The sequence below is a fragment of the Empedobacter sp. 225-1 genome, assembly GCF_030328185.1.
Lineage (GTDB): Bacteria > Bacteroidota > Bacteroidia > Flavobacteriales > Weeksellaceae > Empedobacter > Empedobacter stercoris.
The window spans coordinates 50,586-62,998 of sequence record NZ_JACALO010000017.1; the positions used below are offsets into that span (position 1 = coordinate 50,586).

General features: G+C 33.7%; 9 protein-coding genes and 4 tRNA genes. 4 read left to right on the forward strand and 9 right to left on the reverse strand.

What is annotated here, in order from left to right:
- Nucleotides 1–53: 53 nt before the first annotated feature.
- The 7 genes from HX088_RS06830 to tamL all read right to left on the reverse strand — a co-directional run bounded on the left by HX088_RS06830 (nucleotide 54) and on the right by tamL (nucleotide 5,138).
- Nucleotides 54–137, reverse strand: a tRNA-Leu gene (locus tag HX088_RS06830).
- A gap of 23 nt (nucleotides 138–160) precedes the next feature.
- A tRNA-Gly gene (locus tag HX088_RS06835) sits at nucleotides 161–233 on the reverse strand.
- A gap of 29 nt (nucleotides 234–262) precedes the next feature.
- Nucleotides 263–346, reverse strand: a tRNA-Leu gene (locus HX088_RS06840).
- Between the two features lie 32 nt (nucleotides 347–378).
- Nucleotides 379–451: transfer RNA gene (locus HX088_RS06845), tRNA-Gly, on the reverse strand.
- Nucleotides 452–539: 88 nt separating this feature from the next.
- Entirely contained in the window at nucleotides 540–1,388 is an 849-nt protein-coding gene (accD, locus tag HX088_RS06850) for an acetyl-CoA carboxylase, carboxyltransferase subunit beta (RefSeq protein WP_171623211.1), read from the reverse strand.
- Between the two features lie 41 nt (nucleotides 1,389–1,429).
- The gene (gene fbaA / locus HX088_RS06855) at nucleotides 1,430–2,497 is read right to left on the reverse strand and encodes a class II fructose-bisphosphate aldolase (protein WP_171623212.1); all 1,068 of its coding nucleotides are present in this window, start codon (nucleotides 2,495–2,497) and stop codon (nucleotides 1,430–1,432) included.
- 37 nt (nucleotides 2,498–2,534) lie between these two features.
- Nucleotides 2,535–5,138 (reverse strand): translocation and assembly module lipoprotein TamL, encoded by a 2,604-nt coding sequence (tamL, locus tag HX088_RS06860; RefSeq protein ID WP_188319134.1) that lies wholly within the window; start codon nucleotides 5,136–5,138, stop codon nucleotides 2,535–2,537.
- A gap of 4 nt (nucleotides 5,139–5,142) precedes the next feature.
- Here tamL and HX088_RS06865 point away from each other — a divergent pair, with 4 nt between their 5' ends.
- The 3 genes from HX088_RS06865 (at nucleotide 5,143) to HX088_RS06875 (ending at nucleotide 7,775) form a co-directional block, all read left to right on the forward strand.
- Nucleotides 5,143–5,886 carry a TrmH family RNA methyltransferase gene (locus tag HX088_RS06865; RefSeq protein WP_286483751.1) on the forward strand — a complete coding sequence of 248 codons (744 nt, stop codon included), beginning with the start codon at nucleotides 5,143–5,145 and terminating at the stop codon, nucleotides 5,884–5,886.
- An 88-nt stretch (nucleotides 5,887–5,974) separates the two neighbouring features.
- Nucleotides 5,975–7,183: a serine hydrolase domain-containing protein gene (locus HX088_RS06870; protein WP_286483752.1), complete on the forward strand. Its 1,209-nt coding sequence runs from the start codon at nucleotides 5,975–5,977 to the stop codon at nucleotides 7,181–7,183.
- A gap of 205 nt (nucleotides 7,184–7,388) precedes the next feature.
- Complete coding sequence (locus HX088_RS06875; RefSeq protein ID WP_188319131.1) at nucleotides 7,389–7,775, forward strand: HU family DNA-binding protein; 387 nt, start codon at nucleotides 7,389–7,391, stop codon at nucleotides 7,773–7,775.
- 247 nt (nucleotides 7,776–8,022) lie between these two features.
- On the opposite strand, the gene HX088_RS06880 is transcribed toward HX088_RS06875, so the two are convergent.
- Together HX088_RS06880 and HX088_RS06885 are read right to left on the reverse strand one after the other, a co-directional pair.
- Nucleotides 8,023–9,135 carry an ABC transporter permease gene (locus HX088_RS06880; protein ID WP_225541173.1) on the reverse strand — a complete coding sequence of 371 codons (1,113 nt, stop codon included), beginning with the start codon at nucleotides 9,133–9,135 and terminating at the stop codon, nucleotides 8,023–8,025.
- A complete protein-coding gene (locus HX088_RS06885) occupies nucleotides 9,135–11,210 on the reverse strand; it encodes a carboxy terminal-processing peptidase (RefSeq protein ID WP_286483753.1) in 2,076 nt (691 codons plus the stop codon). Before HX088_RS06885 ends, HX088_RS06880 begins: the two co-directional genes overlap by 1 nt.
- A 192-nt stretch (nucleotides 11,211–11,402) precedes the next feature.
- On the opposite strand from HX088_RS06885, the gene surE reads away from it, so the two are divergent.
- A complete protein-coding gene (gene surE, locus HX088_RS06890) occupies nucleotides 11,403–12,167 on the forward strand; it encodes a 5'/3'-nucleotidase SurE (protein ID WP_171623219.1) in 765 nt (254 codons plus the stop codon).
- Nucleotides 12,168–12,413 lie beyond the last annotated feature (246 nt).

The following is a 12,413-nucleotide window of genomic DNA, read 5'->3' on the forward strand; positions in this document are numbered from 1 at the left end:
AATTATTTGAAGCATAAAAAAAGCCCAAGAAAATAAATTCTTGAGCTTTGTTGTACCTCAGGCGGGACTTGAACCCGCACGTCCTAATGGACACAGGATTTTAAGTCCTGCGTGTCTACCAATTCCACCACCAAGGCATCCACTTCTAAGAAAGAAGTTGAGCGGGAAACGAGACTCGAACTCGCAACATTCAGCTTGGAAGGCTGACGCTCTACCAATTGAGCTATTCCCGCGTGTAAATTGTAAAAATCAAATTAAAAAGTACCTCAGGCGGGACTTGAACCCGCACGTCCTAATGGACACAGGATTTTAAGTCCTGCGTGTCTACCAATTCCACCACCAAGGCAAAATTTGATTTTTGAATTTAATATTTCAAAGAGCGGGAAACGGGGCTCGAACCCGCGACCTCAACCTTGGCAAGGTTGCGCTCTACCAGCTGAGCTATTCTCGCGATTGGAGTGCAAATATATAAAATCAATTTCTAATAATCCAAATGAAATTTGAATAAAATTTCAAAAATATAGTTGCACTTCTATTAATTAGTTGATAGGCATTAACATATCAGCTACTTCTTTTATTTTATCTTTCATCTTTTTACGGTGAACGATCATATCAACGAAGCCTTTTTCTAATAAAAATTCAGAAGTTTGGAATCCTTCTGGTAAATCTCTACCAATTGTTTCTTTGATAACACGTGGTCCAGCGAATCCAATTAATGCGCCTGGCTCAGCCATAATCACGTCACCAATAGATCCGAAAGAAGCTGTAATACCTCCGAAAGATGGATTCGTTAACACTGTAATGTAAGGAATATTGTGGTCTGCTAATTGAATTAATTTAGCTTCTACTTTTGCTAATTGCATTAACGAAATTGCAGCTTCCATCATACGCGCTCCACCTGATTGTGTAATGATTACATACGGTGTTTTGTGTTTGATTGAATAATCAATTGCACGTGCGATTTTTTCTCCCATTACAGAACCTAAAGAACCTCCAATGAATTTGAAATCCATACAAGAAATAGTAATGTCACGGCCATGAATTTTTCCAGTCGCATTGCGAATAGAATCTGTCATTCCCGTTTTCTTTTTAATTTCTTTTAAACGATCTTTATAAGGCTTTGTATCTGTCCAATTCAAAGGGTCTTTACTTTCTACTTTTGTGTCTAATTCTGTGAATTTTCCTTCGTCAAATAAGATGTCAAAGTATTCTTGAGAACCAATTTGTACGTGATGATCATCCTCTGGACTTACATACGCGTTCGCTTTTAATTCTTCAGTTTCGATAATTTTTCCTGATGGTGTTTTGTACCATAAGCCTTTCTTAACGTCTTTTTTTGACTCTGTAGGCGTTGTAATATTTTTCTTGCTTCTTATAAACCAAGGCATATTCTCTGTTTTTATTTGAATAGAAAAATCTCTTTTGAAGATTATCCTAAAGTATTAACATTATTTAAATCGTGGCAAGCTTGGATTAATCTTTCTTTGAAAGAAATTTCTCCTGCTCTTAACCATACACGTGGGTCGTAGTATTTTTTATTTGGAGATTCAGCACCATCTGGGTTACCAATTTGTCCTTGTAAATACGCTGCATTTTCGTCAAAATATTTGCGAACACCTTCCATAAATGCATATTGTAAATCTGTATCAATATTCATTTTAATCACTCCATAGCTAATTGCTTCTCTGATTTCTTCTAAAGTAGAACCAGAACCTCCATGGAAAACAAAATTTACAGCGTTTTCTACATTATATTTTTCGTTGATGTATTTCTGAGAGTTATCTAAAATTTTTGGTGTTAAAACAACATTACCAGGTTTGTAAACTCCGTGTACATTACCAAATGCAGCTGCAATCCAGAAATTATTAGAAACTGATTTTAAATTCTCGTAAACATAAGCTACTTCTTCTGGTTGAGTATATAACAAAGAGTTATCAACATTGGAATTGTCAACGCCATCTTCTTCACCTCCTGTGATACCTAATTCCATTTCCAACGTCATTCCGACTTTAGACATTCGATCTAAGTATCTTTTACACGTTTCTACGTTTTCTTCTAATGGCTCTTCAGATAAGTCTAACATATGAGAACTAAATAAAGTCTTTCCGAATTTATTGAAATGTTCTTCGTTAGCATCCATAATACCATCAATCCAAGGTAATAATTTTTTTGCACAATGGTCAGTATGTAAAATTACTGTAGCTCCATATGCCTCAGCTAATGTATGAATATGTTTTGCACCTGCAATAGCTCCTTTAATAGCAGAAAGTTGATTTTCACCTTTTAATCCTTTTCCAGCATTAAAAGCAGCACCTCCGTTAGAAAATTGAATAATAAGAGGAGAGTTGACTTCTACTGCAGCTTCCATTGCAGCATTAACTGTATCTGAACCAATGACATTACACGCAGGTAAAGCGTACTGATTAGCTTTTGCATCATTAATGATGTCTTGAACTAATGAACCGGTTGCAACCCCGGCTGGAAATTTTCTGCTCATTATGTTAGTATTTTGTGAAACAAATATAGATGTTTTTTTAGAAAGGATAATTAATTCCGAAGTGTAATCTTGGTTTCAAGATATTAAAATTATCAAATTGCCAACGTTCACCTATTTCGTATGAAGGATCATAAATTTTGTAACCTAAATCAAATCTTACAATTGCAAACGTACCAATGTGGTAACGGAAACCTACACCAGACCCAATTCCTAATTCTTTATAAAAATCTTTGAACTTGAATAATGTTTCTTGTCGATCTTTATTAACGCCCCAAATATTACCAGCATCAATAAAATATGCACCTTCTAAACTTCCGAAAAGATGGAAACGATATTCAGCATTGAATAACAATTTCATACTCTCAAATTCTAAACTCTGATTTTTTGAATTGATACGAGGTTTACTTCCAGGACCTAATGTCAATGGAGCCCAACCACGCACATCATTTGCACCTCCTGCCGAATAACTTCTTACAAATGGCGCTGTGTCTGAATTTCCGTAAGGTTGAATAATACCAAATAAAAATCGACCAGCTATGCTTGAATTAGAATTCATTTTAAATTTTCGACGAACATCAATGTCCAATTTTACGAATTGAGAATAAGGAATGCCAAAAATTAATCCTGCTTGATTTCCATCTCGATCAGGTTCAGCTTTATTAAAACCAAAGGCTTTGTCCAAACCTCGTAAAATATTTCCAGCTAACTCAATTCTAGCTTGTATAAACCACGGATTACTTTTTGGACGAAAGGCATTTTCTTGATTGTATGTAAATTGATATATAAATGAATTAATCAATATATTTTGAGAAATGTTTGCTTTTCTGTATAACATGTTTTCAAAATCAACATATAATCTTGCATCTTCTCCTGTTAACGAGTTCTGAAATCCTTTGTCTGCCTCAATAGCGTCTGTTAATTCATCATCTGTTACATAAATTGGTGCATCTGGATTGTATTCGTAATAGAGTTTTTTTACTTCTTCTTTTGTTGTATTATCTCTAGTAAAAACTTCGTAATAGCGATCTTTTTTACGATTATTGATAAATTCAGTGTTGAAAATAGAGACTTTGTGTTGAAATTCTGAACTCGAAATATCCATATCAAAACCAAAGCCATAAGTCGTTTTATCTAAACCTACATTTTTCTGCGTACTTGCATTCATTCTGATTGCCGATTCAGCAGAGAAACGTTTAGGTAAAATATTATCAAGATTAATAGGTGTTAACAAATAAGGAAACTTCAATTTGGTTTCAATTCCAACTTCGTAAGCATTCAAGAAAGCTTTATTCATCGAGAAATCTTTGTTAACCGAACCCAATGTTCCTTTTAACGTTGTTTCTAAATTTTCTCCTCCACCAAATAAATTCCTCGAAGTTAAGGTCATCCCGGGAGAAATTGCAAAATTCATATAACGAGAAGCGTAACTTTCGACAAATAAATTCAAATCGTATTTCTTTTTAGGCGTAAAAAAAACATCAACATTCAAAATCGAATCTTGTTTGGTTATTCTAAATCCATGTAAATTGATATTTTCTTTTTTGAAAATATTTCTTTTTGTTTGAATTTCTTGTCGTTGACGATACAATTGATTTGGTCGAATTACAAATGCATCTGTAAAATATCGAGGACGATATTCTGGTTCTTTTGTATAAAAAACGTTGTAATCTTTGTATTCCTTTTTGATTAATGAACTTTCGTCATCAACTATATTGCGCGAATCGGCATAGATATTGACCTTCCCAAAACGATATTGCGTAAAAGGAGTAATACTATCAATTTTCAACGAATCTTGACTAAGTTTATCAATAAACATTGTAACATCAAGGCGCTTATTGCTTTTTAATGTATCCGCTTCAAAGTATAAATCTTCTCCCGTGTCATTAAAATCATAGTAACCTCTGTTTTTTAATAAATCAACAATACGATCACGTTCTTCTTCAAATTTATCAAAGTTGTATTGATCTCCAGCATGTAACACAGTTTGTTTTCCCAAAGGAGAATTTAAGTATTCTTCAATTTTAACGTCAGAAATTTTTTGAGTAAACGTTTCGATATAAGATGGTTCACCTAATTTAATATCATAAATGGTTTCTGCTTTTTTCGAAACCGAATCTTTGTCATAAGAAACAGCTACTTTCGAATCGAAATAACCTTTGTCATGAAATAATCGATTTAAGTTCTTTGCCGAAAATTCTGACTGTTCTTCGTCTAATAAAATTGGTGCTTCACCTTGGCTAAAATAAAGACGTTCTTTCCACAAACTTTGTCCAACATATTGGTTCAGATTATTCTTTGTTAACAAACTATCCAATAACTTTTGGTTACGGAAAGGGGCGTCTACACGATAATATTCCTGAAATGTCTCATCAAACTTTGCAGGCGACCAATTGTACACCCATTGCCAAAGAGGAAAAAATCCTAAGAACTTTCCGGCAGGCTTTTGTTTTACATAATCACTTAAATCTTTGTTGATTATCGCCTTTTTCTTCTTTATATCAGGATCCTCTTTATCGTATTCAAATTTGTTTTTTACAAACAAATATTCTCCTTCAGGAACTTTTTTAGTTGTACTACAGCTATAAAAAAGTAATCCCAAACAAGAGATAAGTGCTATATTTGTTGTAATTTTTTTTTGCATAAATATGTTATCAAATAACGTTATTAAGATAATAACATCTCTCGGTTCTAAAAAATATAGACAAAAATATAATTTGTTTGTCGTAGAAGGTGTTAAAAATATTGGGGAAGTTATAAAAAGTTCTATAAATATTAAAGAATTATTTATAATTGAAGACTTTTGGCCCGAAGCAACACACATCAAAAAGACATTTATAGAAGAAAAAGAGTTGAAAAAGATCAGTTTCTTAACAACTCCTAATGTTGGCCTTGCACTTTGTGAATTACCAAATTATGATGAAAATATCCAATTAAAAGGTTTGTCGATTGCGTTGGATGATATTCGAGATCCAGGAAATTTAGGCACAATTATCCGTTTGGCTGATTGGTTTGGTGTAGAGGATATTCTTTGTTCCAAAGAATCAGTTGATATGTACAACCCAAAAGTTGTGATGTCGACAATGGGATCTTTTACACGAGTGAAGGTGCATTATATTGATTTAGAAAAATATTTATCCCAATATAAAGGAAACATTTTCGGAACTTTTATGGAAGGAGAATCTATATACGAGCAGACACTTCCACAAGAAGGTATCTTGGTAATGGGGAACGAAGCAAATGGTATCTCAAAAGAAATCGAGGCGTTGACGACAAATAAACTAAGCATTCCGTTTTTTGGGACAAATGGTTCTACAGAAAGTCTAAACGTTGCCGTTGCAACAAGTGTCATCTTAGGCGAGTTTAAGTCTCAACTTTTGCACAAATCATAAAAAAAACTTAATGTTTGCAAACGGGTTATTATTCCACAAATAAATATATACTTTAGTGCGAACAAACAAATAGATTAAGAAAAAACACATGAAATATGTAGCGGTTGTTCTTGCTTCTGCCATGCTTTTTATGGGAAGTTGTAGCAAGAAAAACGAACAAAAAGAAGAACTTAGAAAGAAGGATCCGCATGCTTTGCGCTTTGATTCATTGGATTGGAAGGCAGATTTCAAGCCAATGCACTACACACAAGCAGAGATTAATGATTACCGAAACAAAGTAAATACCTATTATCAAGACTTTTGGGTCAATGGAAATGTAAGTGGAGGTTTGCTGATTGTGAAGAATGGTCAAGTACTTTTAGAGAAATATCAAGGGATGGCAGACCAAAGAAATCAGCGTCCTATCACTCCCGAAACCCCTATTCATATTGCATCTATCTCGAAGGTTTTTACATCTGTTGCTATTCTAAAGTTGGTAGAGAAAGGTAAAATTACATTAGATCAAAAGGTAAATACACTGTTAAATAATTTTCCTTACGAGGATATCACAGTTCGTCATTTGCTAAATCACCGCAGTGGTTTACCAAATTATGCCAACGTTTTGTGGAATGGTAAGAAGGTGATGATGGATCGTGAGAAACCAATTTCTAATCAAGATGTGTTAGATATCTTCACCGAACACGATGTTAAACAAATTCGTTCAGCAGATAAAGGTTTTTATTACTCGAACACCAATTATGCTTTTCTTGCTTTAATCATCGAAAAGATAATGAAAATGCCTTACCCTAAGGCGATGAAATACATGGTTTTTGACCCGCTTGAGATGAAAAACACCTTTGTTTTTGAGTATGATCGCGATAAAGATACAGTAGCTCGTTCGTACAAATACAATGGTTATGAGTGGGCTTGGGACGATTTTGACCGTACTTATGGCGACAAAAACATCTATTCTACACCAAGAGATCTGTACAAATTAGACATTGCCATGTATTCGAACGATTTTTTACCAAAGAAAATCAAGAAAGAAGCTTTCAAAGGATATAGTTATGAGCAAAAAGGTTATAAGAATTATGGGCTTGGAATGCGTTTGTTAGAATACGAAGATGGTAAAAAATTGTTGTATCACAATGGTTGGTGGCACGGGAATAATACTGTTTTTGTACACGATGTTAACAATCAATTTACGATAATAGCTTTAGGAAATAAGCAGAACAAAAATATATATAGTGCCTTTAGATTAGCAGGACTTACCGGTACTTATCCTATAAAAGCACCCATAAAAGATTCGATGAAATAAGACGAACAAAGAAGAATAAGGCTGCATATTGTGCATAATCTTCATCAAATTTTATCATAAAAAGTAAAAGCTTTCATTCATTTGAAAGCTTTTTTTAATGCTCTTTTTTCGTATGATACTGATAATCAACAAATTTATTTTGTGAATTAAATATAAAGTATTAATTTAGAGTTAATTAACTATTAACCTGAAAATACTTTTAATTATGGCAATAAAATACAACGTTATTCAAAAAGCTTATCCAGGAGATCCTACTGGTCCTAAAAAGTTTTATGCAAATTCTATTGCAGATGGTGAAATCTCTCTTCGTAGATTAAGTAAAGAAATCGCTCAAACTTCTTCCGTTAGTGAAAGTGATGTCTATGCATCGTTGATTGATTTAGCAAAAATGTTAGCTAAACATTTGGCAGATGGTAAAATTGTTCGCTTAGGAGATTTTGGATCTTTTCAGATAAGTATAAGTAGCGAAGGTGCAGATTCAATTTCAAAAGTAACTTCTGCTTCTATTAAAAATGCTAAAATACTTTTTAGACCTGGCATTGATCTTCGAGAGACTTTAGCGACTTTAAAGTATGAAAAAAAGAAAAGTTAATGTAATTTTTTTAACTTCTAATTGAGGCCAATAAAAAAACGTCAGTAGGTTTTGAGTAAAACCTACTGACGTTTTGAGTAAAACCTACTGACGTTTTGATTAAAACCTAACTACGTTTTATTATGAATGTTATATTGAACTATTCATTACTTTATATTAAGTCAATAATAATGACATAATCTTATTAAAAATTAGACCTATGTTTCTGTGTAGTTAACTATAAAAAGTTTAAAGTTTAATTTGCTTCTTACTGTTTAATATCCATGATATCTCGCAAAACATTTCCGAAGATATTAAATCCAAGAACCAATAACATGATGGCTAAACCTGGTAGGATTGCCAAATGTTGTTTCCCAAGAATGATATGGTTGTAATGTTCTTTGATGATATTTCCCCAAGACGGAGTAGGAGGTTGTGCGCCAATTCCAAGGAAACTAAGCCCACTTTCTACTAAAATTGCCGAAGCAAAATTGGCTGCCGATATCACAATAATAGGAGCAACCACGTTGGGTAATATTTGATTGAAGATGATTCTTGCATCCGAAAAACCTAAGGCTTTTGCTGCTTCTACAAATTCTTTTTCTCTGTACGATAAGAATTGTCCACGTACAACACGGGCAACTTCTACCCACATCGTTAGACCAACGGCAATAAATATCTGCCAAAATCCTTTTCCAATAGCCAAAGTAATAGCAATAACCAATAGTAATGTTGGGATAGACCACACTACGTTTATCAGCCACATAATCATATTATCGACTGTTCCCTTGTAATATCCTGCGATAGCGCCCAGGGAAACTCCTACAAGTAATGAGATGAATACTGCGATAAACCCGATAAGAAATGAAATTCTTGTCCCGATGATTAACCTCGAATAAAAGTCTCTTCCGTACGAATCTGTACCAAGAAGATAGGTTTTTGTATAGATATATTGTTTCTCTATATCTTTGGTTTTGATGTTATACTTTGTCCAAGTTGATGCATCTATGGTAATAGGTTCGCCACTAAGTCCGTTTCCTAAATAAGGAACATAGGTAATATTTTGTCCATTGATCTTGTAAGATGAGATACTTATTTGTTCCGAATCGATCTCTTTCCCGAATATATAATCAGTAAAACTTGTTTTTCCTGTATAATTAGGTAATGGAATTTCGATTGTTTTTTGCTGATAACCTATAGGTGCATATGCAATGGTTAGGTCTTGTCTGTTTGCATTTTCTGTTTTGTCTGTCGCGAAGATATAGGCAAAAATAGAGATGATTGCAGCCAATACTATTACACCAAAAGAAAGAACACCAAGGGTGTTCTTTCTTAATTTATTGAATACTATTTGTGAAAATGAACCGTTTTCTTGCTCCATTATTTTAGATCTCTTAAAACGTTAACCGCTTCGTTTAAATAAAAGTCTTTTTGCATTGCTTTGAACCAATTGTTACGTTTTGCTTTTAAGACAGTATCAGTTTTAGTTGTTGTCAAGTCGTTTTGATTCATTGTAAACTTGAAGTTGTTTTTGTACTTATCTAAATTTTCGAACTTTTTGATTTTATCTTCGCGTGTTTTACGGTATGTTTTATAATCTTCTAAGTTCAAAGGAATCTCTTTCATCTCTTCCATTGATTTGATGAATTTGAAACTTTCGTTCATTAGTTTCAAGTGAGTATTATTTTCTAAACGAGCTTTGCTGTTGGCTTTTACTTTTGTTAAATCGAAAGTTGTAGGCCATTTTGCAATAACCAATGGTTTGATTTGATCCCAGTTCAAAGCTTCTGGTCGAGAAGCTTCGCTGATATCTTCGTAAGTGAACTGATCAACTAAAGAAATATCTGACTGAACTCCTTTTAATTGTGTTGATCCTCCGTTAACTCGGTAGAATTTTTGTATTGTTAACTTCACTGCTCCATACTCATCACTTCCCGTTTGACGGTCTAAAGGCAAGATAGTTTGTACTGTACCTTTACCAAAGGTTTGAGGCGATCCCACGATAACAGCACGACCATAGTCTTGCATAGCTGCAGCAAAAATCTCTGAGGCAGATGCAGAAAGCTCGTTAACCATGACAACTAATGGCCCGTCGTATGCGATAGAATTATCTTTGTCTTCGTGAATTTTAAGCATTCCGTCACTACGTCTCACCTGTACAATTGGTCCTTCTTTGATGAACAATCCAGAGATTTTAACTACCTCTTCTAATGAACCACCACCATTGTTACGAACATCGAAAATAAGACCTTTGATGTTTTCCTTCTTCAATATTTCAATTTCTTTCTTGATGTCTTCGGAAGGGTAACGACCACCTTCTTTGCCCATCGGGGTATAAAACTCAGGTAAATAAATCATTCCATATTTATCTCCTTTGTCGTCGGTAATTACAGAGGAACGAGCAAACACTTCTTCAGCTTCGATTACTTCACGAATCAAAGAGATTTGTTGTTGAGAACCGTCTTTTTTCTTAATTGTTAAGACAACTTCTGTTCCTTTTTTCCCTTTGATTAGGCGAATGGCATCGCTCAAAATCATTCCAACAATGTTTTTCGCTTCACCGTCTTTCCCTTGAGCAACTTTTATAATTTGGTCTCCGACTTCTAATTTACCGCTTTTCCATGCTGGACCTCCAACGATAAGTTCTGCAATTGTTGCGTAACCTTTTTTATCTTGAATCTTGGCTCCAATACCTTCCATTTGTCCAGACATTTCGAATTCGAAATCTTCTTTGCTCGTTGGTGAGAAGTAAGTTGTGTGGGGATCGTATTGTTCTGTGTGCGAATTCATGTAAATAGAGAAATAATTTTCGCGTTTTGTTTGCTTGATGCGACGGAAATAATCAGAAATTAAATCTTTTACTTCTTCACGTGCTATCTTTTCAACTTCTGCAAAAGGAGTATCTTTTGTGATTTTCTTTTTATCTTTGTCAGCCAAAGGATCTTTAGCATCTTTTAACGAAGTAGAATTGTTCAAGGTGTCTTTCTTTTCACCTTTTACGTCATCTTGCATAGAAATAATTTCCAGCATTACGTTGTATTTCAGGTATTTGCGCCATAAATCTTTTGCTTCGTTTTTATCTTTAGCGTATTTAGACGTTTTGTAATCGATATTGAAATTCTCTTTTTGATTGTAATCAAAAGGTTTCGATAATGCTTCCATCGAATATTTTTCCGCTTCAGCAATACGTTTGTAAATTGTATCTACAGATGCATTGTAAAAGTTTAAATTTTCTGTTTTATAATAATCATCTAAATTGTGAAAATCTTTTTTGAATAAATCATAATCAGATTGCAAAAGAAAGCGTTTGCTTGGATCTATATATTCTAAATATTTATTGAATACATTTTCTGAAAATTTATCATCAACTGTTGCAGGTTTATAGTGTAGATAAGTTAAGGTATTTCGTGTGTTTTTTACAATTAACTTTTCTCTTTCTTCGTCAGTGTCTAACATGGGTTTGCAAAAGCAAAAAGCAAGTAAACTCATTGATAAAAACGATAGTAAAACATACGTTTTTTTAATTAACATATTGCGATGGTGTTATATAAATTAATAATTTAAGTATCCTTCAAATATAAAACAAAAAGAAATTAGAAGGAAGTTTTTTACATTTGTATAAATGATGAATAAAAGTAATAAATAAATATGGAAAGACCGCTAATTTTAGTTACAAATGATGATGGGGTAACTGCGCCTGGAATAAGAGCGTTAATAGAAGTTGCAAAAGAGTTTGGGGAAGTTTACGTTGTAGCGCCTGATAGTCCACAAAGTGGAATGGGGCATGCGGTTACGATTAATTCGACTTTATTTTGTGATGAGATTGAAGTTGATGCAGAAGTAAAAGAATATGCGTGTTCGGGAACACCGGTAGATTGTGTAAAATTAGCTGTTTCGCAAATTTTACCTCGTAAGCCAGATTTGTGTATTTCTGGAATTAATCATGGATCGAATTCGTCTGTGAATGTGATTTATTCCGGAACTATGTCTGCCGCTGTAGAAGCTGGAATAGAAGGGATTCCTGCAGTTGGATTTTCGTTGTGTGATTTTTCGTACAATGCAGATTTTAAAGCAGGAGAAAAGTTTGTTAAAACAATTATTGCACAAGTTTTGGAACATAAATTACCAAAAGGAGTGGTGTTGAATGTTAATATTCCGAAATTGAAAGAAGAGGAAATTAAAGGAATTAAAGTTTGTCGACAAGCAGACGCAAAATGGGAAGAAAAATTTGATCGTCGCGAAGATCCTCGTGGTAGAAAATACTATTGGATGAGTGGTGAGTTTAAAAACTTAGACAAAGGAGAAGATACTGATGAACGAGCTTTAGCAGAAGGTTATATTTCTGTTGTTCCTGTTCGTTATGATTTAACAGCGCATCATTTTTTGACAGATTTAAGAAACTGGGAGTTGTAACTTTGTTCTAAGTTCTAAGTTCTAAGTTCTAAGTTCTAAGTTCTAAGTTCTAAGTTTTTAGTGGAATCATTTTGAGTTTGTCGAGGAATCTATGAGCTTTTAATGATTTAGAAGAATATGAATGAATGCAGAAATAGAAATGAGTTAATTCAAATAAAAAAGGACTTCATTTTAGACTGCACCCAAAAGTTTGGACAGATTAAAAATTAATAATTATAAAAATGAGTTCGATATTGTATCGGGCTC